General features: G+C 65.6%; 24 protein-coding genes and 2 pseudogenes. 10 read left to right on the top strand and 16 right to left on the bottom strand.

The genetic code is table 11. The annotated features are described in order from the left end of the window. The 4 genes from Q0925_RS11150 to Q0925_RS11135 form a co-directional block, all read right to left on the bottom strand. Positions 1-579, bottom strand: a 579-nt coding sequence (locus tag Q0925_RS11150) for a DEAD/DEAH box helicase (RefSeq protein ID WP_299335470.1), incomplete at its 3' end; no start/stop codon positions are given. Between the two features lie 157 nt (positions 580-736). Then, positions 737-1,495 carry a metallophosphoesterase gene (locus Q0925_RS11145; protein WP_299335468.1) on the bottom strand — a complete coding sequence of 253 codons (759 nt, stop codon included), beginning with the start codon at positions 1,493-1,495 and terminating at the stop codon, positions 737-739. Next, positions 1,495-3,054: an RPA family protein gene (locus tag Q0925_RS11140; RefSeq protein ID WP_299335466.1), complete on the bottom strand. Its 1,560-nt coding sequence runs from the start codon at positions 3,052-3,054 to the stop codon at positions 1,495-1,497. Before Q0925_RS11140 ends, Q0925_RS11145 begins: the two co-directional genes overlap by 1 nt. Next, a complete protein-coding gene (locus tag Q0925_RS11135) occupies positions 3,051-4,322 on the bottom strand; it encodes a Single-stranded DNA binding protein (protein ID WP_299335464.1) in 1,272 nt (423 codons plus the stop codon). The genes Q0925_RS11140 and Q0925_RS11135 overlap by 4 nt, the downstream gene beginning before the upstream one ends. A gap of 85 nt (positions 4,323-4,407) precedes the next feature. On the opposite strand from Q0925_RS11135, the gene Q0925_RS11130 reads away from it, so the two are divergent. The 4 genes from Q0925_RS11130 to Q0925_RS11115 all read left to right on the top strand — a co-directional run bounded on the left by Q0925_RS11130 (position 4,408) and on the right by Q0925_RS11115 (position 7,078). Continuing rightward, positions 4,408-5,142: a YqjF family protein gene (locus tag Q0925_RS11130; protein WP_299335462.1), complete on the top strand. Its 735-nt coding sequence runs from the start codon at positions 4,408-4,410 to the stop codon at positions 5,140-5,142. A 42-nt stretch (positions 5,143-5,184) separates the two neighbouring features. Next, a complete protein-coding gene (locus tag Q0925_RS11125; protein ID WP_299335460.1) occupies positions 5,185-5,853 on the top strand; it encodes a 2,5-diamino-6-(ribosylamino)-4(3H)-pyrimidinone 5'-phosphate reductase in 669 nt (222 codons plus the stop codon). A gap of 63 nt (positions 5,854-5,916) precedes the next feature. Further along, positions 5,917-6,255, top strand: coding sequence for a thioredoxin (trxA, locus tag Q0925_RS11120; protein WP_299335458.1), 339 nt, complete (start codon positions 5,917-5,919; stop codon positions 6,253-6,255). A 97-nt stretch (positions 6,256-6,352) separates the two neighbouring features. Beyond that, positions 6,353-7,078 (top strand): ribosome assembly factor SBDS, encoded by a 726-nt coding sequence (locus Q0925_RS11115; protein ID WP_299335456.1) that lies wholly within the window; start codon positions 6,353-6,355, stop codon positions 7,076-7,078. Positions 7,079-7,108: 30 nt separating this feature from the next. On the opposite strand, the gene Q0925_RS11110 is transcribed toward Q0925_RS11115, so the two are convergent. The 6 genes and pseudogenes from Q0925_RS11110 to Q0925_RS11085 form a co-directional block, all read right to left on the bottom strand. Next, on the bottom strand, positions 7,109-7,447 hold the full coding sequence (locus Q0925_RS11110) for an FUN14 domain-containing protein (protein ID WP_299335454.1): 339 nt from the start codon (positions 7,445-7,447) through the stop codon (positions 7,109-7,111). Between the two features lie 49 nt (positions 7,448-7,496). Continuing rightward, a complete protein-coding gene (locus tag Q0925_RS11105) occupies positions 7,497-8,420 on the bottom strand; it encodes an alpha/beta fold hydrolase (protein ID WP_299335453.1) in 924 nt (307 codons plus the stop codon). A gap of 1 nt (position 8,421) precedes the next feature. Beyond that, positions 8,422-8,769 (bottom strand): hypothetical protein, encoded by a 348-nt coding sequence (locus tag Q0925_RS11100; RefSeq protein ID WP_299335451.1) that lies wholly within the window; start codon positions 8,767-8,769, stop codon positions 8,422-8,424. A 76-nt stretch (positions 8,770-8,845) separates the two neighbouring features. Beyond that, on the bottom strand, positions 8,846-9,049 hold the full coding sequence (locus tag Q0925_RS11095) for a hypothetical protein (protein ID WP_299335449.1): 204 nt from the start codon (positions 9,047-9,049) through the stop codon (positions 8,846-8,848). A 329-nt stretch (positions 9,050-9,378) separates the two neighbouring features. Beyond that, positions 9,379-9,939 (bottom strand): annotated as a pseudogene (locus Q0925_RS11090) (BtpA/SgcQ family protein); the annotation flags it as partial. Between the two features lie 96 nt (positions 9,940-10,035). Beyond that, a complete protein-coding gene (locus Q0925_RS11085) occupies positions 10,036-10,794 on the bottom strand; it encodes an N-acyl homoserine lactonase family protein (protein ID WP_299335447.1) in 759 nt (252 codons plus the stop codon). A 138-nt stretch (positions 10,795-10,932) separates the two neighbouring features. Between Q0925_RS11085 and Q0925_RS11080 the strand changes: the two genes are divergently transcribed. Next, a complete protein-coding gene (locus tag Q0925_RS11080; protein ID WP_299335445.1) occupies positions 10,933-11,184 on the top strand; it encodes a HalOD1 output domain-containing protein in 252 nt (83 codons plus the stop codon). Here Q0925_RS11080 and Q0925_RS11075 read toward each other — a convergent pair whose 3' ends face one another. Next, entirely contained in the window at positions 11,185-11,982 is a 798-nt protein-coding gene (locus Q0925_RS11075; RefSeq protein ID WP_299335443.1) for a TrmB family transcriptional regulator, read from the bottom strand. A 359-nt stretch (positions 11,983-12,341) separates the two neighbouring features. Here Q0925_RS11075 and Q0925_RS12350 point away from each other — a divergent pair, with 359 nt between their 5' ends. The 4 genes and pseudogenes from Q0925_RS12350 to Q0925_RS11060 all read left to right on the top strand — a co-directional run bounded on the left by Q0925_RS12350 (position 12,342) and on the right by Q0925_RS11060 (position 15,674). Beyond that, positions 12,342-12,704 carry a TrmB family transcriptional regulator gene (locus Q0925_RS12350; RefSeq protein ID WP_343218117.1) on the top strand — a complete coding sequence of 121 codons (363 nt, stop codon included), beginning with the start codon at positions 12,342-12,344 and terminating at the stop codon, positions 12,702-12,704. Positions 12,705-12,779: 75 nt separating this feature from the next. Continuing rightward, positions 12,780-13,148: a hypothetical protein gene (locus tag Q0925_RS12345; protein ID WP_343218116.1), complete on the top strand. Its 369-nt coding sequence runs from the start codon at positions 12,780-12,782 to the stop codon at positions 13,146-13,148. 150 nt (positions 13,149-13,298) lie between these two features. Then, positions 13,299-13,978: pseudogene (locus tag Q0925_RS11065) on the top strand (potassium channel family protein). A gap of 1 nt (position 13,979) precedes the next feature. Further along, positions 13,980-15,674: a potassium transporter TrkG gene (locus tag Q0925_RS11060; protein ID WP_299335441.1), complete on the top strand. Its 1,695-nt coding sequence runs from the start codon at positions 13,980-13,982 to the stop codon at positions 15,672-15,674. Between the two features lie 19 nt (positions 15,675-15,693). Here the strand turns inward: Q0925_RS11060 and Q0925_RS11055 are convergent, their stop codons facing one another. The 5 genes from Q0925_RS11055 to Q0925_RS11035 form a co-directional block, all read right to left on the bottom strand. Beyond that, positions 15,694-16,047 (bottom strand): hypothetical protein, encoded by a 354-nt coding sequence (locus tag Q0925_RS11055; RefSeq protein WP_299335439.1) that lies wholly within the window; start codon positions 16,045-16,047, stop codon positions 15,694-15,696. Positions 16,048-16,093: 46 nt separating this feature from the next. Continuing rightward, positions 16,094-17,629, bottom strand: a complete 1,536-nt coding sequence (locus tag Q0925_RS11050; RefSeq protein WP_299335437.1) for a TrkH family potassium uptake protein — start codon at positions 17,627-17,629, stop codon at positions 16,094-16,096. 407 nt (positions 17,630-18,036) lie between these two features. Continuing rightward, positions 18,037-18,909 carry a serine O-acetyltransferase EpsC gene (gene epsC, locus Q0925_RS11045; RefSeq protein WP_299335435.1) on the bottom strand — a complete coding sequence of 291 codons (873 nt, stop codon included), beginning with the start codon at positions 18,907-18,909 and terminating at the stop codon, positions 18,037-18,039. A 113-nt stretch (positions 18,910-19,022) separates the two neighbouring features. Continuing rightward, positions 19,023-19,391, bottom strand: a complete 369-nt coding sequence (locus tag Q0925_RS11040; protein WP_299335433.1) for a hypothetical protein — start codon at positions 19,389-19,391, stop codon at positions 19,023-19,025. A gap of 332 nt (positions 19,392-19,723) precedes the next feature. After that, the gene (locus Q0925_RS11035; RefSeq protein ID WP_299335431.1) at positions 19,724-20,563 is read right to left on the bottom strand and encodes a hypothetical protein; all 840 of its coding nucleotides are present in this window, start codon (positions 20,561-20,563) and stop codon (positions 19,724-19,726) included. A gap of 1,142 nt (positions 20,564-21,705) precedes the next feature. Between Q0925_RS11035 and Q0925_RS12395 the strand changes: the two genes are divergently transcribed. Further along, positions 21,706-21,789, top strand: an 84-nt coding sequence (locus tag Q0925_RS12395; RefSeq protein ID WP_349254407.1) for a recombinase family protein, incomplete at its 3' end; no start/stop codon positions are given.

Genomic DNA, 21,789 nt, shown 5'->3' with positions numbered 1-21,789 from the left:
CCCGATCCGCTGAAACGCTCCCGAAAGCTCCCGCAGGCGTTCGAGTCCGACGGTCAACTGCGCACCCCGCTTCGACGACGCGAGTTCATGGACCTCGTCGACGACGACGTGGTTCACGTCCGAGAGTGCCGTTCGTAGCTTTTCGCCCGTCAGCATCGCCTGCAACGTCTCCGGTGTCGTCACCAACACGTCCGGTGGGTCGTCGGCCTGTTTCCCCCGCTGGTACTGTGTGGTGTCGCCGTGGCGCACGTCCACCTCGACGTCGAGATACTCGCCCCACCAGTCGAGGCGGTCTCGCATGTCGCGGTTGAGCGCACGGAGGGGTGTGATATAAACCGCCGAGATTCCGAACCGGTCCTCGGCCCGGTGGATGGCGTCGAACACCGGCAGCATCGCGGTCTCTGTCTTGCCCGTCCCCGTCGGCGCGAGAACGAGCGCGTTCTCGCCGCGTGCGAGCGGCGGAATCGCCAGTCGTTGGGGCTCGGTCGGCGTCGAGAACCCCCGCTCGGAGAGCGCCGACCGAACCCGCTCGCCGAGGTGGGTGAACGCGTCCATCCCCGACGACTCCGTGTCTGACATCGGCGGTTGTAGTTACGCGAGCCGATTAAGCGCACCGTTCGCGGGGGCGTTCGTCTCGGTTCTCAACGACCACAGCCCCGCCCTCCTCACCGTCGTGGGTGGGTGTCGTCGGGCTGGCGCTCGTGTTCGGGGTTGCGGGCTTCGGTGGCGTGACGCGTCAGATCCGCCGGTACGCCCCGAGCCGCGTCCCATCCAGCAGATACGCCTCGCCATCGACCAGCGCCTCGGGGAGCATGGGCGAGAGAAAGGACTGCCCCTTGACGTTGATCCACGTCCCGCCCGACCGGTCGTTGAACGCCGGAAAGACGACCAGTTCCGGCTGCCCCCACGCGAGTGCCGCGGGGTCGACACCGAGGTGGTCGGCGAAGGGTTCGATCCGGAGACGGCCCCGGAGCCACCCCTTTTCGGTTCGGCCACCGCCAACCTCGTCCTCGAGTCTCACCTGCGGGTGTTCGTGCCCGATACAGACCGTCGCCGCGCCAAGCACCGTCCGATCGGGCCAGGTGTGCCCGTGGACAAAGCCCACGTCGCCTCGGCGCAGTCCGCCGGCGTCTGCCACCTCGATCCGGTCACCGTAGGCGTCGGCAACGCCGCCGTCGTGGTTGCCGGGGACAAGCGTCATCGGAACGTCGAGGGCGGCGAGCAGGGTAGCCACCTCGTCGTCGTCGGCGTCGACCGGGTCGCCGATCCGGTGGAGCAGGTCACCGAGAACGACCACCCGATCCGGATCGACATGATCACACAGCGCCAGCAGACGCTCACGCCTGTTGTCGGCGTCGCTCCGGAGTTCGACCCCTCGCTCGTACCGGAGTCCCGCCTCGATGCCGGCGTGGTAGTCGGCGACGACGAGGGCTCGCTCGTCCCCACAGTCGGCCACCGCGGCCGGCGCGTCGGCCACCGGTTCGACAAGCGCCATCAGATGGCCTTCAACCGGTTCTCCGTCGGCTCGTAGCACCGGCCGCTCATGAGTGCGTCCTCGATGGCGTCACCGACCGCGCCAGGGTCGGCCCCGTACTCGTCGACGACGGCCGCGACGACCGCCTCGCGGTCCGCCCCGTCGCCGTCGTCAAGTTCCTCCATCATCTCGACGGTCGCCGTTTCGAGGTTAACGTCGTCGGGCACGCCCTCCGCGTCGTTGTCGCCGCCGTCATCGGCTTCGGCGTCCCCGACCGCCGGGACGCTTTCATCACTCCCCATCGGCGTTGATCCGGTCCCGGCCTCTTCGTCGGGTTCAGCAGCCTCGGTATCGAGCCCTCCCGGTTCCGGAACGTCGATACCGGCCTCACCCGGGTCGTCGACCTCCGCGCCGCTCTCGAAGCCCACGTCGAACTCCGCCTCGACCTCGCGGCGTTCCTCCTCGCCGAGTTCGTAGAGGTCGTCGTCGTCGAAGTCGCCGAGACCGTCGGTCGCATCGGCCGTGTCGGCCGTGTCTGGACCGGGGGCAGCAGACCCGCCTGCCGTGGCCGCCGTGCTGTCATCCGTGGCCGTCCCGTCGGCGGTCGTCCCGGCGTCTGGTTCCGTCGGTGTTGACTCCGGCGACCGGGAGGTCGTCCCGTCGTCGGCCACGACGCCGGTCGTGGCTTCGTCGTCACCGGCGTCGACGGTGGCCGTTGGGGCGTCCGTATCGTCGGCGTCGGCGGTCGTGGTGGCGTCGGCCGACGACGCCGTGGCCCCGGCCGCCGGTCTCTCTGTCTCGGTTTCGGTTTCGGGTCCGTCCGTCACGTCGATGGTCGCACCCGACGGCATCGGCCCGAGTGATTCGGTTCCGGCCTCGTCCGGCGCCACGTCGAGGGCACGAACGGCGTCCCGGTCGCCGGCGACCACCGCCAGTGCGTCGAGTGCTACCTCCCGGACCGCGTCGAGATACACCGTCGTCGTGCCGTAGCGGTCGAGTGCGATGGCGATGCCCGACGCGAGCGCCGCGTCGTAGCCCCGGGCTGTGAGCGCCGCGTCGAGGGCCTCGTCGGACGCGTCGACCGATTTTGCCTCGGCCATGGCCGCCACCCGGCGGAGCGTCGCCTCGGCGGCCGACACCGTCCACCGGTCCCGGGTTTCGCCGTCGACGACAGAAACGCTCTCCGGCCGGACCGACGTGTATATTCGATCGCCGTCGTCCGGTTCGAAGGTTCGGGCCTTGCCGGTGAGTGCGACGAACGCCGGCGGATCGGTCCGCTCGAAAAAGGCCGCCGCGTCGGGTTGGTACTGGCCGGCGTATGAGACGAACGCCCCCGTGGGGTCGACCACCCGCGCCCGGAGAACGTTCTCGTTAACCGACTCCACCTCGGTGAGAACGCCAACGGCAAAGAGGCGGTTCACCCGCGCACCGGTCGGCGTGACGACGTATTTCGGGGCGCGTTCCTCGTCGCTTTTCGCGTATGAAACGGTGGCGTCGTCGAACTCCGCCGCGAAGAGGCGGTGGGCCACCTCGCGGCGGCCGGGCCCGGAGTCGCCGCCGTTCTCCCCGTCGGCGCTCATCGCCCTACCTCCGCGAGCAGTTCCCGTGCGTGGTCGGCCGGGTCCGTGGTGCTCTCCTCGAACGTCTCGGCGTCGAGGTTCGCGCCGTACTCGTCGACCGAGAGCGACCCACGGACACGGAACTCGCGGCCGACGATCCGGTCGCTGATCGCGTCGGCCACCACCTCGCGGTCCATCGCGTCCCGCGCGGCGGCTTTTGCGTCCTCGAGATCGCCCCCGTACACATCGGCCGTGAGATCCGAACCGAGAACGACCGTCACCGTCCCGGTGCCGTCGTCGAGGATGGCCTTCACCCGGAGGTCGTCCTCGCCGTCGACCTCGCCGTGAGCGCGACACTGTCCGTTCTGGACGACCCGCCCACACTCCGGACACCGCTCGATCAGGCCGGACCCGTCCCGGACCTGAATGACGTTGCCGACGAGTTCGACGTCGAACAGACCGCCGCCACCGACGGCCTCGTCGATCCGTAGCCGCGGAGCCGACGCCGGCGTCTCGGTCTCGCGGTCGAGTTGTTCGACCGCTGAAAACTCCGTGACGTTCACCTGCGGGACACCCCGGTACTCGCGGACGTACACGTCGGAGAGGCGGACGGACGCGCCTGCGTCGAGGCTGGCGTGTGGCTCCCAATCGGTGACCGGCAGGCGGGCGCTCCCGTCGGCGACGACACCCGAGAGGATTTCGGTTTCGCCGTCCCGCCCGTCGATGGTCCGGCGTTCGATCTCCTGGACCCGGACCTCGACGGTTCGCCCCCGGTCGCCGGGTTCGAGGTCGATCAGGTCGCGCTCTCCCCCGGAGTCGTAAGGCGTCTCGACCGGGTCGGAGGCGGCCGCGACGGTCGTGTTCGTTCCCAGATTGAGCTCTGCTTCGCCATCCCACTCACGGACGCTGGCGTTGCCGACGGTGATCGAGTCACCGGGGTCGAACTCGACCGGTTCCCACGCAGTGTAGGAAACCCGTCCGCTCTCGTCTGCGAACTCGCCTTCGCGGATGACCTGATCCTCCCCCTGATACCGGATCGACCGCATCCCCTTTGTCAGGACACGGACGGTCACCGTCACGGAGCCGTCCTCGGGCGTCACGTCGGCGACGGACTTCGCCGTCGGCGTCGCCGCCGATCCGTCGTCGCCGCCGTGTTTCCGGCGAATGCTCGCCTTGGCTTCATCGACGGGGACGTTGTACTCGAGCAGGCTCTCCAGATCCGCTTTGACCTCCGCTTTGTCGACACCGAGGTCGGAGGCGAGGTCCTCGGCATGATCGTCGAGTTGCATCGGGTGGTGATTGCGGCGCGGACTCATAAAAACCGTCGCCCCCGCGGGCCGTCAGGTCAAAGCCGTCCCGATCCGTACGACGTGTGTGCCAACGGTGCTTACGGTCACCGGATGCGACGTACTGTTCGCCCACTGGCCGGTCGACCCCGAGACCGTCGACCCGCACGTTCCCGACGCCCTCGACGTCGTGACGTTCGATGGGTCGGCATGGGTGAGCGTTCTCGCCCTCGAAAACCACGGGGTTGGCCCCGGACCGATTCGGCTTCCCCGCGGGCTGGAACGGGGCATCCCACAGCTCAACCTCCGAACGTACGTGACCGCGGGCGGCCGATCCGGCGTTTATTTTCTCTCGCTCGACACCGACAGCCGAGCGGCCGTCACGGCCGGGCGACGGGCGTTCGGGCTCCCCTTTCACCGTGCGCGGATGCGCACGACCCGCCGTGATGGGACGATCACGTTCCGGAGTCGACGCACCGACAGTGAAGCGGCGTTTCAGGCGCGTTACCGACCGGTCGGCGAGCCGTACCGTGCCGAACGGGGGTCGATCGAGTCGTTCTGTATCGAGGAGTTCCACTACCTCTTTCCGGGGACCGAGGACCGCCGTCGGCGGGCGTCGGGTGACCGCGACAGCCTGCGCGTCGGGACGATCGACCGGGAGCCGTGGACGCTCCGGCCGGTCGAGGCAACGATCCGACGAAACACGTTGTTCGAGGCCGCGGGGCTCCCGACCCCGCCGACCGATCCGGTGACACAGTACGCCCCGACCTTCGAGATGCGCGTCGAACCGGTCGAATCGGTCTCCGTGTCCTCGGAGGCCTGAACAGACCGAAAGCGGTTTGATCGGTGGCCCGGAGTGATGGGTATGGAAACCGTCGTCAACGCGGCGACGAGCGTCGACGGAAAGCTCTCGACCCGTCAGCGCCGTCAGGTCCGCATCTCCGGCGACGCCGACTTCGACCGCGTGGATCGGTTGCGTGCGGCCGCCGACGCCGTTCTCGTCGGTGTCGGGACCGTTCTCGCCGACGACCCACACCTCGGCGTCAAATCGGAGGATCGACGGGCGGAACGGCTACGGAACGGGCGGGCGGCCAACCCGGCACGTGTCGTCGCCGACTCCCGCGCGCGAACGCCACCGGACGCGACGGTTCTCGACGACGACGCCGACACCTACCTGCTCGTCTCGGCGGCCGCGCCGACGGACCGACTCGACCGCCTCCGCTCCGCGGGTGCGACGGTGATCGAAGCCGGTACCGAACGGGTCGACCTCCAGACGGCGTTCGAGACACTCGACGCCGAGGGACCCGACCGACTGCTCGCCGAGGGCGGGGGCGAACTCATCTTCTCGTTGTTCGAGGCCGGACTGGTCGACGAACTCAGCCTCTTCGTCGGGTCGATCCTCGTCGGCGGCCGCGACGCCCCGACGCTCGCAGACGGCGAGGGGTTCGTCGACGACTTCCCGGCGCTCGATCTCGTCTCCGTCGACCGCCTCGACGACGGTGTCGTTCTCCGGTACCAGGTCGTGTCCGACTGACGGTCGTGCGCGTTCACGCCAGCGCGACTCAACCGTTAAAGGGATCGGGTGGCTACGTGTAGTATGAGCAGTTCGACCGCGGAACAGACGGAGCCGATCCACGTCGAAGACGAAGCGCACCTCGACGAACTTGCCGGCGATAACGCCGTCGTCCTCGTCGACTACTACGCCGACTGGTGTGGGCCCTGCAAGATGCTGGAGCCCACCGTCGAAGAGGTCGCCGAGGAGACGGACGCGGTCGTCCTGAAGGTGGATATCGACGAGCTACAGGAACTCGCCCAGGACCGTGGCATCCGGAGTGTCCCGACACTTGAGTTCTACGCCGACGGCGAACAGGCCGAGCGTCTGGTCGGCGTCCAGGACAAGGCCGACCTGATCGTCACCATCGACGACCTCTCCTAGCCCGGTCGGCGACAGGGCACGGGCATCCTCCCGTCGGCCGGTCCCGTCCGCACCGCTCGGCCGAGAGTATATACCCTCGGGGACGCTATCCCGGCGTATGATTTCGCTCGACGAGGCCGTTACCGCACGCCTCGAGTCCCACGGCGAGCGCTTCGAGGTACTGATCGACCCCGACGCGGCGCTCGCCATCAAGCGCGACGAGTTCGAGGGGGAACTCGAAGACGTGATCGCTGCCGAGGACGTGTTCGAGGACGCTTCCCGGGGCGACCGGCCGGCGGAGGCGGATCTCGAAGAGGTGTTCGGTACGACCGATCCATTGTCGGTCATCCCCGAGGTGGTCAAGCGCGGCGAGATACAGATCACCGCCGACCAACGCCGCGAGATGCAAGAACAGAAGCGCAAGCAGTTGATCAACCGCATCGCGCGCAACGCCGTCAACCCGCAGATGGACGACGCGCCCCACCCTCCGGAGCGGATCGAACGAGCACTGGAGGAGGCCGGGTTCCAGGTCGATCCGATGGAACGTGTCGAAACACAGGTCGACGACGCACTCGACGCCCTCCGGCCGGTCATTCCCATCCGCTTTGCAGAGGTAACCGTCGCGGTGCAGGTGCCCGCCGACCAGGCCGGGAGCGCACAGGCGAAGATCAGACAGTTCGCCAGCCTCGACAGCGAGGAGTGGCAGGCAAACGGCTCGTGGATCGGCGTACTCACCTTCCCCGCTGGGATGCAAAACGACTTCTACGATCTGGTGAACGAGGTGACGAGCGGCGAGGCCGAAACCCGCATCGTCAAAGACGAAGACGACCTCAACGTCAGGTAGTCCCGCCGACGGCCGGCGGTGGCGATCGGATTATCCCCGCCGGAAGCCGAGCATGAACCCGCCGGTGAAGCCGACGGACACCGACAACGTCGACAGGATCGTCGACACCCAACCCGGCGGGCCGTTCGTCGCGCCCTCACCCGTTTTCAGGACGCCGGCCGACAGCGCCGCCCAGTCGACGGTCAGGATCTCCCGTGACTCCAGAAACTTGAACAACGCCAGTTCGAGGCCGACGATGACCGCGATGACCTTGGCCAGTTTCTTGGCCGCGAAGCCGATGATCCCGCCGATCATGGCGCCGCCGCCGAACTCGATCCCCAACTGTTGTGGATCGATCCCCAGTTGTAACGCGTAGAGTAACCCCTCCATACGACGCAGTGAGTCGGTCGTGGTTAAGTCGTTTGTGGCGTTCCGGGGGTTACGGTCGCCCAACCACACCGTCCAGAAAGGCGATCTGGTGGGCAACGGCCGTCTCGAACGCCTCGCCGAGGGGGTCGACGTGTCCGACCGGGAGTCGGAGGAGCGCCGCTCCGTCGATCCGGTCGGCGGCGGTCGCGGCCGTCTCGGGGGAGACGAGGTCGTCCTCGCCGGCCACGACCACGAACGTCGGGCAGTCCACGTCGCCGACATCGGTGATCGGCCGGTACCGAAACAACGCGAGGATGCCCCGCGCCGGCGTCGCGTTCGCCCAGTCGCTCTCCCGGGGGATCAGGTCGAGATACGCGTCGCCGGCCGGCCGACGCGGCAGGAGACCGAACTCCCCCACGCCGCCGACGATGGGGACGGTCGTCGACCGACCGAGCGGGGAACCCAGTCGGTCGCGTCCGCCCGACCGGAGTGCACGGGAGAGATAGCCGAGCGAGCGCTTCCGGGCGAACGACCGCCCGTCGAGAAACGGTGCGACGGCCACCGCGGCGGCGACGCGGCGCGAGGCCGCGGCCGCCGCGAGGGCATGCCCGCCGCCAAGGCCGTGTCCCCACACCACGACACGGCGTCGCTCGCCGTCGAGACGGCGAACCCGGTCGACCGCCGCTTCTATGTCGGCCGCCTGCGCGACCGGGTCGATCGCGGTGGGGCCTGTCCCCTCGTTCTCGCCGACTCCACGGTAGTCGACGGCGAGGGCGGCGTAGCCCGCGCGGGCGAACCGCTCGGCGTATCGTGTGTACCCGAACGTCGCCTCGGCGGCGACGTCGGGTGCCAGCACGACCACCGGTGGTGTGGCCGGTCGATCCGGCCGGTAGAACTGCCCTCGACACCGCGTCCCTTGGCTCTCGAAGGTCAGCGCCGTCGTCGCAAAGTCGAACCGGTCCGGCCGTCGGTGGGTCGTGCTCGGGTTCGCCATCTCAGCCGTCGCTCGGATCCTCGTCCAGCGTCTCCAGCACCTTTGTCGAGAACTCCGTCTCGGAGAGCCGGTAGTTGAGCAGTCCCTCGAACCATTCGGCTTCCGCATACCACGTGTTCAACACGTCGTCCTCGAACCGGAGAACGGTCGCCTCGACCCGTGTCGGTTCCCATTTGTCCTCTCTCGCAAGGTCGAGGAGGCCGTTCAGCGCCGTCCCCATCTCCATGTGGTCGACCTCCTCGCCCGGAAGCGAGGTGATGTACGAGAGTTCGACGGGGTCGATTCTCTCGATTTCGTGGATGTCGATACCGAAATTTCGCAGTTCGGTTTCCAGTTCGGACGCGTCCATGGACCTCGTTGCGTCTCGGTGAGCAAAACCCTTGCCGGATGGTCACGGGGGAGTGAAAAGCGGGGCGGACGGCCGGTCAGTCCGCGCCGGGCTTCGGACCGAGGCCGCCTCGGTCGATCATCGGGACCGAGGTGTTCGACTCCGTATCGGGCGTCGGCTCGGGTCGGTCCCGCCGGCCGTCTGTCGTCGGGCCGGTTCCCGAACGGGGCTGCAACGGGATGATGGGGTCGATGGTGGTTTCGGTGCGGTTCTTTCGGGTCGTGCGTCGGGATGTGCTCATTGGGGTGTGTCGTATGCTGGGTCAGTTGTGTGACTGCACCTCGTCATCGAACCATGGTCAGCATACGGGTGCGACGCGTTGCATCGTACCCCGATCAACACGCCCCTCGGTAATAAACCTTCATGATCGATAATGTTCCAGCACGGACTACGATGCCACGACGCTCGACTGGCGTCGGTGTGCCGAGAATCCCGGCCGTGTATCGCTCCCCGCCTCTGGAACCGGCCTACGGTTCGTCCGTGAGGGACCCCGTGACCACGATCCGACGAGGCCGGCCGCCGGGTGCGGGACGCTTACTGCCGTCACCGACGACGTGTGTCCGGGGCGAATCACCGTACCGCGTCGGCGGCCGCGACCAGTTTTTCAACGCGGTCGACCACGACGGGGGTCCCCGCCTCGCCGGCCAACACCGGCACGTCACCCGTCTCTCCGAGCGGCGTCGAGTGTTTAACCGCCACATCCGCGAGCAGTGCCGCGTCGGCGTCGATGCGTTCGTGTAGTCGCATCGTCTCGTGTGCCTGCGCCTCCAGAACCCCCTGATCCGAGACCCGGGCTCCGGTGTGGACGTTGACGCGGACGAACGACGCGTCCGTCGCGGCGGCGACGGCAACGGCTCCCGGCCCGCCGTTCCGGAGTACGTTTACCCCGACCGGGCGGTCGGTCACCGTCCGAACCGTCCCGACGGCCGCGGTGAGGTCCGCGACGACGTGTCGCGGGACCGGGTCGGGATGAAAGGGTGTGTCGCCGAAGTTCTCCACCAGTAGCGCGTCGACGCCACCGGCATCGAGACGCTTGGCGTCCCGACGGACCGCCTCGTGGATCGCCTCACGGCCCCCGTCGGCGTTGTAACGGGGCGCGCCCGGCAGCGGCGGGAGGTGGACCATCCCGACGACCGGACGCTCGGCACCGAAAACGGCTGTCGGGCTGTCGTGTCCATGTGTGGCGTCGCGGTCGGGGACTCTTAAACGCTCCCCGGCTTCGTCACATCACTCACACAGCCCGGCGGGGTCGGCGTCGAGAATCTCCCACTCGTGGCCCGGGAGGAGTCGGTCTGCGCGTTCGACCACCTCGGTCGCGCTTGCCCACCACTCGAACTCGTTCATCGCGAGTCCCCGGACCAACCCCGCCGCGACCGCCTCGCCGTCGTCGGGTGCGTTCTCGAACGTCGGCACCGCGTCGACGGCGACGACGGTCGTCCCCTCGCCTGTCTCGACCGCTACCGACTGGTGGCCAACGGTGTGGCCCGGCGTCGGGAACGCCGTGACGCCCGGACAGATTTCGGTCTCCCCCTCGACGGGCGTCAGATCGACCGTCAGCCACGGGGGCGTTCGTCCCAGCGACGTGGCGTCGTAGCGCTCGGCGTGCATCGCGTAGGGGGCGATGGCGTACTCCAGTTCCCGGCGCTGGACGTACACGTCGGTGTCCCCGTCGAAGCGACCTAAGTTGTAACAGTGATCCCAGTCGAGGTGGCTGAGAACGACGGCGTCGACATCACCCGCCTCGTACCCCTCGGCCGCGAGAACCGCGTCGAGGTTCTGTCCCGGCCTGCGGTGGGGGTCATATGAGGGGTGGTAGTCGGCCATCAGATCCACCGGCCCGAACCCCGTGTCGATCAGCACCGTCTTTTCGGCCGCAACCACAAACACCGTCGACGGCGCCTCGACGACCCCGGACCGGCCTTGGACCAGTACGCTCGCGTCCACGACAAACGACCCACAACAGCGCGGTGTAACCGTCGGCGTCATGTGTGTCGGTCATCCGGCGCACGGATAAGCGTACACGCCGACCGACCCTGTTGTGACGAATCGGGTGAAAAGCGACGACACCTTCCCGTCTCGCCCCTAAAAAAAGGTATGGAGTACGATATTGCATCCGACGAATCCGTGAGCACGGCCGTGGTCCGCGCCGCCAGCGCGGCCCGTGGCCTCGAACAACGCGCCCTCCGTCCGCTCGCCGACGTGCTTGACCCCGACGCGCTGAACGCAGTGTTCGACAGCAAAGCGGACGGGACGGCCAGAATCGGCGGACATCTCGACTTTGTCTACGCCGCCTGCCGGGTGACGATCGACAACGGCGAGTATCTCACCCTCGAACCGATCGACACCGCGTTCGGTCCGGACCGGATCGACGCCTGATCAGGCCTTGGGGTCGCGGGCGGTCACCAACCCCTGTGACATGAGGCGTCGGGCGACCACGACCAACCCGTTTCCGAACCCCTCGCCGAAGATGGCCTGTTCGTTTTTGCTCCCGAGCATGATCGAACTGACGAGAATCGTCGACCGGTCGACGAGAAGCAGCCGACCGATCGCCGTCTCGTCGTTGTCGGCGCCGCGAAGCCACCCCAGTCCCGACAGAAACGTCGTGGCGTCGGGCACGGTCTCGTGGACCCGTTCTTCTATGTGCTCGGTCAACGCGCCGATAACGAGTTCGATCCCGTCGTCGAGGTCGTTGAGCGTCTCGACGATGTCGTCGGTCAGTAACGACTCGTCGCCGAGAACGAGAACGACCTCCTCGGTCGCCCCCTCGATGAGTTCCTCCGTCCGGTTCTCGACCGCCCCCTGTCCGGTCAACGCCCACACCTGCTGGGCGGTGGAGTCATCGCTCGTCTCGACGGTCCCGACGGTGTCGAGGGCGGTGTGGAGGCGTTCGACACGGTTGTCGTACCGGTCCCGGATCGTCTCGGCCGCCTCCTCCAAGGGGACGGCTCGGAACTGCTGGGGGCTGGAGTGTTGGATCTCGACGAGTCCTTGGGCCTCCAACACCCGAATCGCGTCGTACACCCGCGTCCGCGGCACCTCGGTCAGTTCGCTCAGCCGCTTCGCCGTCCCCGTCTCCAACCGGGAGAGGCCGACGAAACAGCGCGCCTCGTACTCTTTCAGGCCGAGTTGTTGGAGGACCTCGATTGCTTCCTCCACGCTTTCACTAGTAGTCATGTGTCCCAACCCCCGGGAGTGCCCGGGACTTCTCTTGATGTCCGCTCCCTGCACGTATAGTTATTGTCACTCTACCGGTGACGATCAGACAGTCCCACGGTGGATGGCTCCACGGAAGCGCGTGGCAGACGGCTCCCGGGTGGCCGGGGCGATGCGGTCGTATCACCCGCCGGTCACGCCGTCGTCCCGGGATCTGATGCGTGCCCGGCCGCCGAAAAAGTAACTCGGTTAATCACAAAAAACATATACGGTCACGGTTCAACCGGCAATCCGGCGCGCGGCCGAGTGCTGTGTCCCAACCACAACCTCCCGCGTGTCGCTCCGGTCACTCCGTGGCCGGATTCGGAGACACACGATCGATGCCAACCGACCCAATCGAGAACCCCCGTTCCGTCGCCGTCGAACAACTCGAACGGTTCGGGCTGAGTTCCTACGCCCCGCGGACGTACGTCGCACTCGCCGGCCTCGGCACGGGGACCGCACGGGATGTGAGTCGCGTCTCGGAGGTGCCCCGAACGCGGGTGTACGACGCCGTCGACGAACTCCAAACCCGGGGGTTGGTCGACGTCCAGCGATCCTCGCCCAAACGGTTCTGGGCCACCTCCGCCGAGACGGTCAGTCGGGCGTTCGAACGCGAGTTTCGGCGGCGAACCGACGACCTACGGGCAGCACTGACCGCAATCGAACCCGAGAAGCGCCGCACGGAACAACGGGGCGTCTAGACCGTCGAGGGCCAAACTGCCGCCGCCGCCCGACTGTGTGGCCTCTTTGCGGAGGCCGAGACGGAAATCGTCTACATGACCGTCGCGGACCTTCTCACCGAGGACCTGATCGACGAACTCCGCGCGGCCGCGGCACGCGGCGTCTCGATCGAACTCGGGGGGCTCTCCGACGGCGTCCGGAAACGGATCGAGACGGAAGTCCCCGCGGCGACGACGTTCGAGTCGATGTGGATCTGGTCCGACACGCCGGCCGGGCGACTCGCGATGATCGACCGCCGGCAGACGCTCGTGAGCGTTCTCGTCGACGACGGGGTGGCCGGCAACGGCGGGGACTCGGAGACGGTCATCTGGGGTGCAGGCGACACCAACAGCCTCGTCGTCGTGTTGCGGGCGCTGTTCACGTGGCGTCTCGGCGGTGAGGACCGGGACAGGGATGTAGACTGAGGGTGTGAGGGCGGCCGACCGACTGCCCATCCCGAGACGCGCGTGACACCGGCTTCCGTCTCGGTCGCCTGCCGGACGCTCCGGGCTATCCGGGGCGCCACGGGCAAAGGGCGGTGATATTTCAACCGTCGGCGCACAGAAGCAGACTGAATGTACCTCGTGATCGTCGGTGCGGGCGACATCGGGACGCCGCTTATCGACATCGCGACCACGAGCGGTAACGAGGTCGCCGTCATCGAACGTGACGAGGCGCGCGCAGAACGGGCGTCGAGACAGTACGATTGTCTGGTGATCAACGACGACGCCACGACAAAGGAAACGCTGCGGGACGCCGGAACGGAACGGGCCGACGCGCTCATCTCGACGACGGACCAGGACGCCACGAACGTCATGGTCTGTCTGCTGGCACAGGAACTGGAGGTGCCAACCATCGTCTCGGTCGTCCACAACCCCGAACACATGAGCGTATTCAAACAGATCGGCGTCAACACGATGCAGAACCCACAGCACCTCATCGCGGAGTATCTCTACCGGGCGGTCGAGCGCCCCTCCATCGTCGACTTCATGCGCATCGGCGAACAGGCGGCGGTGTTCGAAATCGCCGTCGCGACGCACCGATCAGGGGCAAGACACTCCGGGAGGCAAACGACGCGGGCCTCATCGGCGGGCAGACGCTGATCGTCGCCATCGAACGCGACGGCGAGGGTGACCCGATCACGCCGCGTGGCGACACACGCATCGAGACGGGGGATCTGCTCACGGTCTACTCCGGCGAGGGGGCGACCGCCGACGTGACCGACCTCTTTGGCCACACCGAGGACCACGGCTAACATGTCCGGGCGGCCCAACGGCCAGGTTTCGACCGATCTGAAGATCATCGCCCGGGATGTCGGCTCGCTTCTGTTGATGGAGGCCGGCCTGATGACGGTCACGGCGGCGGTCGCGCTCGGGTTTCGGGAGTTTCACGCCGCCGTGGGCTGTCTCGTCGCCGGCGGCGTGACCGCCGGTGTCGGCGCGCTTGCAAACCGGGGCTTCGGAGACACCCCCCCACCCAAAATGAAACACGGCATGGTTATCGCCGCAGGTGGCTGGTTCGCCGTCGCCACGTTTGGCGCACTCCCGTTTCTGTTGACCGCGTGGTTCACGCCACCCGCGGCGATGGACGCGTTCGTCCCCGCCGGGGCCGACACGAGTGCGTGGGCGCCGATCCGGGTCGGCACCACGACGACGTTTTCCAGTCTCGCGTACTTCAGGAACCCGCTCCACGCCGTTTTCGAGAGCATGAGCGGGTGGACCGGGAGCGGCCTGACGATGGCGGTGCATGAACCATCGCTCCCGCGGGCGATCCAGTGGTGGCGGTCGGTTATCCAGTGGATCGGCGGCGTCGGCGTCATCGTTCTCACCGTCTCCATCCTCGCGCGACCGGGCAGTGGGAGCTACGCCCTCTACCGGAGCGAGGCCCGCGAGGAGAAGATCCACCCGAGCATCGTCTCCACCGTCCGGACGGTCTGGAAACTCGTCGTCGGGTACACGGTTCTCGGCGCTGCTCTGTTGTTCGCGGCCATCCGTGGAAGCGAGAGCGAGTACGCGCGGTCACTCTCTCCCGGGGAGGCCGCGTGGCAGGCACTCAACCACGCAATGACCGGGCTTACGACGGGTGGGTTCTCCGTTACCGACAACTCCATCGCGACGTACAATTCGCCGCTCGTCGAGGCCGCCCTCCTCCCGATCATGATCCTCGGCGCCATCGCCTTTCCCGTCCACTACGTCGTTCTCCGGGGTCGGTCGGTGAGCGAACTGGCCGCCGACCTGCAGACGCGCTGGTTGTTCGTTCTCCTCGGACTGGGTGTCGTTGCCCTCTCGGCGCAGAACGTTCTTTCCGTTCCGGTGGCCGCCGACGCGTTCGCCACCCGGTCGGCTCTCCCGTTCTCGACCTCGGTGCTTGGCGGCGCGGAACACGACGCGATCCGGGACTCGACGTTCCAGTGGATCAGTGCGCTGACCTGCACCGGGTTTCAGTCCGCCCCGATCGGCCGCTGGGTCGCCGGTGCCAAGGTGATGATCGTCGGTGCGATGACGCTTGGCGGTGCCGCCGGGTCCACCGTCGGCGGTATCAAGATCGTCCGAGGGTACACCGTTGCCCGCGGTATCGTCTGGCAGTTCTCCCGCGTGTTCCTCCCGCGAAACGCCGTCGTGACCGCCCGCCTTGGCGACCGCACGCTCGACCGTACGGCCATGGAACGGGAGTTCGGCGAGGCCGCCATCGTCACGATCCTGTGGCTGCTCTTTCTCGCCGCCGGCAGCCTCGTTCTCGTCAACGTCGCCGGCCCCGACTTTGGCTACGCCGACGCGTTGTTTGAGGTCGCCAGCGCGCAAGGGAACGTCGGCCTCTCCACGGGCATCACCGGCCCGACGATGTCGCCGGTCGTCGAGGCGATGTTCGTTCTCAACATGTGGGTCGGTCGGTTGGAGATCATTCCGGTGCTCGTGTTTCTCCGTGCCGGGCTGTACGGGCTGGATCCGTAACGACCGGGCCGGCCCGGCCTCAGCCGTCGGCCTGCACTTCGCCGAGAAACGTCCAGTGGTGGTTCGTGCCGCCGTCCAGTAGCGTCTCCTCCCTGACGTGGTAGAGGTAGGGGCCGTGTGGACAGTCCGGACAGCCGCCGGCACAGGGCTGGCGTTTCACCACCTCGGTGTAGCCGTCGCGTTCGGTCACCCGAACAACGTCCTCGCCCGGCCCCGGATCGATCGGCGACCCCGGCTCCCGGCGGTGCTGGAGCAGTTCCTGAGCGTGGACGACGACGTTTCGGAGTTCCTCGGCCGTACACCCGTGAAGCTCCGTCGCGAGGCCGTCGGGCAGTCCGTCCGGCGGGGTCGGCTCACTCGGGTGGTCGCTCATACCCGCCGGTTCGCCCCCGAGACGTATAAGCCGCGACCCCGACCGCTCACTCGTTCCAGAACGCGCCGGTGAACATCACGAACACCGGGATGATCTCCAACCGGCCGATCCACATCAGAAAGATCATCAGGAGTTTGCTTGTCGCCGGGAAGTCGAGGTAGCTTCCGAACGGTCCCAGAAAGCCGAATCCCGGACCGATGTTTCCGATCGTCGCGAGGCTTGCGCTGATCGCTTCGAGTGTCGTTATTTCGAGGCCGACACGGCTCGCATCGAGCATGATGAGCGCCGTCGACACGCCGAAGGTGAGCAGATACAGCATCGTGAAGCCGTAGATGGCGCGGATCACATCCTCTCCGACGACGTACCCGCCGAGACGCACCGGCTTGACCGCGTTCGGGTGGGCTGTGGTGAACAGTTGTCGACGGATCCCCTTGATCACGACCAGCCACCGGACGACCTTGACGCCGCCACCGGTCGACCCCGCGGACCCACCGATAAACATCGCAAACAACAGGAGTCCCTGTGCGGTCGTCCCCCACTGCACGAAGTCGCTCGTCGCGTACCCAGTCGAGTTCAGTAGCGAGGCGATCTGGAACGTGGCCTGTCGGAGCGAGTTCTCGAGGACACCCTCCGTGGCACCCCCGAGTTCGAGAACCGGCGCCGATCCCGTGAACAACAGCCCCCAGACGATGAGTATCACGCCGGCGTTCGCGCCGAGATAGGCCTGGAGTTCGCGGTCTTGGAGAAACTCGGCGTAGTCGTCCTGCACGAGCAGGTAGAAGAGTCCGAAGTTCATCCCCGCGACGAGCATGAACGGGATAACGGCCCATTGAACGGCCGGGGAGAACGCCGCGATGCTGTCGGCTTCGGGGGAGAACCCCCCCGTCGGCAGCGTCGTGAAGCCGTGTGCGACGGCGTTGTAGACGCCCATGTTCGGTGCCACCCCGGCGTAGTGGAGCGCGAGCAGGATACAGACGTACAAGATCGTAAAGCCGAGGTAAAACAGCCAAAGAAGCCGTGCGGTCTCTGCGATTTTCGGCGTCAACTTCTGGAGTTCCGGCCCCGGCGCTTCGGACTCGATGAGTTGTGCGCCGTTTACCGCCGCCTCGGGAAGGATGGCAACCATCAGGACGATGATCCCCATGCCCCCGAGCCACTGGGTGAGCTGTCGCCACATCAACAACGCGTGGGAGTGGCGGTCGGTCGATATCTCCCCGAGAACCGTCGCCCCCGTGGTGGTGAACCCCGACATCGATTCGAACAGCGCGTTGACCGGATACCGGAGCGTCGATTCGGTGCCGTAGCCCGCGATCAGATACGGAACCGCCCCGATGACCGCGACGGACCCCCACGCAAGCGCCACGAGAAGAAGCGCCTCGCGGGCGCCCAGTTCCGGGTTGTCGTCGAGACGTTCCAGTCCGATGCCGACCACGACCGTGATACCGAGCGACAACAGGAAGACGACCGTATCCTCACCGTATACGAGGCTGATCGCCAACGGGACGAGCATCGCGACGGCGAGATACTTGATCACCGTGCCGGTAAGGGCGACGCTCTGTCGCCAGTCGATCCGTACCGACATCACCGATCACAGTCCATTACGCTTCGGTGTCACCGCCGACTCGCAAAAACCCCTTGTTCTGTTGTTCCGGAGCGGTCGACGGTTCGTGACCGGCTGCCTTCGGTACCCCGGTTTCGGCGAACGCGACACCGTGATATCCCGGCCGGCCAACGGTGTCGCCCCGGGGGCCCCGTTCGTCGGCTGCGGGTGGTCGCTCCGATGACCACGCCGTTTTACAGGCCGGAGACCGACTCGTGGCTGAGCCGATCCGCACGAACGCGTTCCGTGTCGACCGCGATTTCGAGGAGTTCCGCCCGGTCGGACCCGACGACGGCGGCGCACACCGACACGGCTCCACCTCACACGTGGTCGCCGCCTCGCTTGGAACGGGCGCGTGGATGTCCCTGCGGCGCAAGCAACGTCGCCGGTCATCGGTTCGGCTTTCGCTTCTGATCGGGGTGGTCGGAAATAAACACGCTCGTGTCGTCCGGGACGTCGTCGGTCACCCACGAGTTCGCGCCGATGCTCACGTGATCCCCGATGTCGATCGGCCCGAGGATGTTGCTGCCGGCCCCGATGACGACGTGATCGCCGATATCCGGGTGGCGTTTGTAATCTTTCGCCAGCATGTGTTCCTTTCCTTCCTGTTCCTCGAAGTGGAGTGCGCCGAGGGTCACGTTCTGGTAGACCCGCACCCACTCACCGACCGTCGCCGTCTCGCCGATGACGACGCCGGTCCCGTGATCGATGAAAAAGTGGTCCCCGATCTCCGCGCCCGGGTGGATGTCGATCCCCGTCTCGCCTTTCGAGTACTCGGCGAGTTCGCGCGCGTACGCGAACTGCTCGGCCTCGTAGAGAACGTGTGCGACGCGGTGGGTCAGGATTGCGTGAAAGCCGGGGTACGACCGGATGATCTCACAGTAGCTTTTCGCCGCCGGGTCGCCCTTGTACGCGGCCTCGGCGTCCCGTTTGAGCGTGCTTCTGATCGTCGGCAGTCGGTCGAGCGTCCGGTCGACGATGTCGGTCAACCCGGCCGCGTTGCGGTCGGAGTAGGCCGTGATGCCTTTCAACATGCACGTGCCCAGACTACTCAGGCGACCGCGCGTCTCGTCCGGGTCGTTCAAGAGGTCCGTCCCGTTCCAGCAGCGGGGGAACAAGAGCCGCCTGAGATGGAGCGGTTCGTCACGTAGAAAATCGCGGCGTGGATACGTCCGCGAGGTGTCCGTCGGGAACGGCGATTCGTCTACCCCGTAGGAGTCGACGAGTTCTCTGTGTGCGTCCCCGGCGTACTCGTACAACATGCGTGTTGGGGTTCAGGCCGTCAAGCACCGTAACTGTTTTACCTCTTTTCGCCCGCCGGCGGGTCGAACGCTCCCGGTCGCCCGGCGAGTCAGCCTGCAACCGGTGGGTGGCATCATAACGGAACGTGGCGCGACGGATGCGACACCTTATCCCCGACCGCGACGAGATAGCCGCCACTGTCGGGGACAAACCATCGGACATAGACAACTGTATGAAATATTTCGCCAGCACGTGGATTCGGTTTGCAGACCACCATAGACCAACCGTCGCACGCGCGGTTGCTCTCGCCGCCTTCGTCCGGTGGCATACGGTAGACTGCCCTCCACTCATCGCCGTTGAGCTTGATACTCTCCTCGTCGTCGCCCGTCGTCCGGTTCGTGTTCGACGTGTCGACGTAGGCGTAGTCCTTTCTGGCCTTGGCATCGTGGCGGATAGTGAAACCCTCTATCCTGTGGAACCCGGTCGTGGCATCCTCGCACATCGCGGCCTGTCGACATCGATCACCCCACGGTGACCGACGACACCCCGCATCAGGCCCGTTGGTCCGACGGAGTACGCGCCGAGCGGTAGCCACCGGGCGGTGCAACGCACACGGCGAGTCCGGCTGGAACCGGGGACAGTTGGACGGGTGAGACGCGGGTCGAGCGCGTCCCCGCGGTGACGGCACCGAGTGCACCGACGTCTCTTCGACATCGGCACAGGTGACGCCATTACCCTCCAACGGCCGTCGCCGCCGCCACAACCCGCCAGCGGTAGCGAACACGCTCCGGCGCCTGATGCGGGAACACGACCGGTACTCGTGGCTTCGGTCCGTCACCCGGTCACTCGTCGGAGCAGCATCACAACGCTGTTCCAGTCCACTATGTCGAGGATAGCGGCCGTAAAAATGAGTATCGCGAAAAGGCCGAGAACTGCCCCGACTATCAACAACAAACCTCCCCGACCGGCCTTTCTCAACGCGGCGTTTCCTGGCTCGTTATTCATCACCGTCAGGCGACATTCCTCAGATGTCATGACCGCATCCGCATCCGAATCCGCATCCGTGGTTGCTTTCTCCGGTATCGTGGTGGTTTTCCCGACAACCGTGACTTTCTCGCCAACGTCGATTGTTCCCTCGCGCAACTCGATAGGCTTCGTGATTTCGCCTACTGCAGATGTGTATGCTGATGGTTCCACCTCGAGTCTCTCATCGGCAGTTCGGTCCTCGATCGCTTGTTTCGTGGTTGGTGTCCTCGTCGTCGTATCTAGCGAGAAACTCTCTTTGTCAGGATCAACAAGGACCGTCGCGGTCCCATCGGAAACGATGAATGGACTGTACTTTGTGTCGGCGTCAATACGTCCCTGACCGCTACCCCGTACCACCTTGTTGATATCATACTCGTATGCCACACACTCCTTATTTAGTATCGGTGACACAACGGTGTCATTCGGCTGGGTCGGGCGAACACGACCTTGGATCTTCACCGGGTCACCGGCTATGATAGCCTCATCGATCGGCATCGAATCCGTGGTTACTATTCCCCACCAGTCTCTCACACAGTTGACCCCGCTAGTCGTCGCGTACAACCCCGCCCAAGCCGCTATGGTTCCAAACAACAGTTCAGTCAAAAGTCCCTCAACGATCAACACGAAACCCCCAGGCAACGTTATCACCATAACACCGTCTCACAAGCATATTTTATTCGTTTATACCCATTCTAATGCACACATCGAACACACAGTTAACGGGTTGTCATCTATTCCAGCCGCTGAGGACGTATCGAGTGACGTTCACGATATTGTGAACCGACACGTCGTCGTGGTGTGGACGCCGCCACCGACCACTCGGGCGCTCTCTGCCGTTCTCGTTTCGTTGTTGGTCGTCGGGGGCGGGGCGTCGAACGCCGCCGTGAGGTGGCCGACACCCCACGGCTCAGTCGCCTGTGTGGCCGCGCGAGCGTCCTCGAAGCCGTGCCAAGCGTCCGGATATGGCCACGACACCCCGCGCCGCGCCGATGTGCCCGCCGCGGCGTTCACCGCCACCGTCACGCCGACACCTCCATGGAAAAAAGACGGGTTGCAACGCGGCCGCTCACCGGCGGTGAATAAGTTAAGAAGGCACAGATGTTCGTTACTCGGAGCCGAACATATGGAACATCATTAGCCAGCTTGCAGGCTTTATCATTATATCAGAATTTATATCCGGTAATCGTGGAGACATTCGAGGGTTACCGATATATTCCGTGTGACCGGCTGCATATCTCGCTACAGCTCACCGTCAGTGATGGTAGTTACGGTGGGCCCGCGGCGACGAAGATGCGCCGGTAGTAGGATTTCACCTATTCACCGATCAAGAGGATCTATTAAGTTCTCGACTTTGACCAAGGGGGGTGGTCTTGATGGGGTGACACACCCCGGATTTCCTAAGTTCTCGACCACCAACCTCGAATCATAACCGGCAATGATGCGGTCGATCTAAACGAACTCGACCAACACACGCTGAGAGAGGTGATGCGACTCGTCGAGTCTTACTCGGTCGTTACCTCAGATGAGGCGTATCATGAACTCGACAGCTATCGACAAGGCAAAAAGGACGCATACACGAACGTCGCTGCAGTCTTGTCGGACTGGATCGATGATCTTGAACAATCCTGATGATCGATCCTTTACTTTCGGCCGGTGAGTAGACGATATAGACGCTGACGAGATCTATTTCGGCTTGCGGTCGTTAAGCAAAGGATGGGTATTTACTAAACTCCTTGCCCACATGGGCGTAACCTCGATCTTTTAAATACCCACGTACCGTGGGCGAATCTATGTCCACAGCCGCCTACGTTCGGGTTTCGACTGCGGACCAAAACCTTGACCGACAGCTCGAAGCGACTCACGAATACGCTGTC

The sequence above is a fragment of the Haloplanus sp. genome (assembly GCF_028275055.1).
Taxonomy (GTDB): Archaea; Halobacteriota; Halobacteria; order Halobacteriales; family Haloferacaceae; genus Haloplanus.
The sequence above is the reverse complement of the archived record's forward strand: the minus strand, read 5'-3'. Positions and strand labels throughout refer to the sequence as shown.

What these genes read in the sequence shown, in the direction of transcription:
- Q0925_RS11145 (WP_299335468.1), bottom strand. Translation starts at nt 1,495, where the DNA reads ATGGCGCTTGTCGAACCGGTGGCCGACGCGCCGGCCGCGGTGGCCGAC.
- Q0925_RS11140 (WP_299335466.1), bottom strand. Translation starts at nt 3,054, where the DNA reads ATGAGCGCCGACGGGGAGAACGGCGGCGACTCCGGGCCCGGCCGCCGC.
- Q0925_RS11135 (WP_299335464.1), bottom strand. Translation starts at nt 4,322, where the DNA reads ATGCAACTCGACGATCATGCCGAGGACCTCGCCTCCGACCTCGGTGTC.
- Q0925_RS11125 (WP_299335460.1), top strand. Translation starts at nt 5,185, where the DNA reads ATGGAAACCGTCGTCAACGCGGCGACGAGCGTCGACGGAAAGCTCTCG.
- trxA (WP_299335458.1), top strand. Translation starts at nt 5,917, where the DNA reads ATGAGCAGTTCGACCGCGGAACAGACGGAGCCGATCCACGTCGAAGAC.
- Q0925_RS11115 (WP_299335456.1), top strand. Translation starts at nt 6,353, where the DNA reads ATGATTTCGCTCGACGAGGCCGTTACCGCACGCCTCGAGTCCCACGGC.
- Q0925_RS11110 (WP_299335454.1), bottom strand. Translation starts at nt 7,447, where the DNA reads ATGGAGGGGTTACTCTACGCGTTACAACTGGGGATCGATCCACAACAG.
- Q0925_RS11105 (WP_299335453.1), bottom strand. Translation starts at nt 8,420, where the DNA reads ATGGCGAACCCGAGCACGACCCACCGACGGCCGGACCGGTTCGACTTT.
- Q0925_RS11100 (WP_299335451.1), bottom strand. Translation starts at nt 8,769, where the DNA reads ATGGACGCGTCCGAACTGGAAACCGAACTGCGAAATTTCGGTATCGAC.
- Q0925_RS11095 (WP_299335449.1), bottom strand. Translation starts at nt 9,049, where the DNA reads ATGAGCACATCCCGACGCACGACCCGAAAGAACCGCACCGAAACCACC.
- Q0925_RS11085 (WP_299335447.1), bottom strand. Translation starts at nt 10,794, where the DNA reads ATGACGCCGACGGTTACACCGCGCTGTTGTGGGTCGTTTGTCGTGGAC.
- Q0925_RS11075 (WP_299335443.1), bottom strand. Translation starts at nt 11,982, where the DNA reads ATGACTACTAGTGAAAGCGTGGAGGAAGCAATCGAGGTCCTCCAACAA.
- Q0925_RS12350 (WP_343218117.1), top strand. Translation starts at nt 12,342, where the DNA reads ATGCCAACCGACCCAATCGAGAACCCCCGTTCCGTCGCCGTCGAACAA.
- Q0925_RS12345 (WP_343218116.1), top strand. Translation starts at nt 12,780, where the DNA reads ATGACCGTCGCGGACCTTCTCACCGAGGACCTGATCGACGAACTCCGC.
- Q0925_RS11060 (WP_299335441.1), top strand. Translation starts at nt 13,980, where the DNA reads ATGTCCGGGCGGCCCAACGGCCAGGTTTCGACCGATCTGAAGATCATC.
- Q0925_RS11055 (WP_299335439.1), bottom strand. Translation starts at nt 16,047, where the DNA reads ATGAGCGACCACCCGAGTGAGCCGACCCCGCCGGACGGACTGCCCGAC.
- Q0925_RS11050 (WP_299335437.1), bottom strand. Translation starts at nt 17,629, where the DNA reads ATGTCGGTACGGATCGACTGGCGACAGAGCGTCGCCCTTACCGGCACG.
- epsC (WP_299335435.1), bottom strand. Translation starts at nt 18,909, where the DNA reads ATGTTGTACGAGTACGCCGGGGACGCACACAGAGAACTCGTCGACTCC.
- Q0925_RS11040 (WP_299335433.1), bottom strand. Translation starts at nt 19,391, where the DNA reads ATGTGCGAGGATGCCACGACCGGGTTCCACAGGATAGAGGGTTTCACT.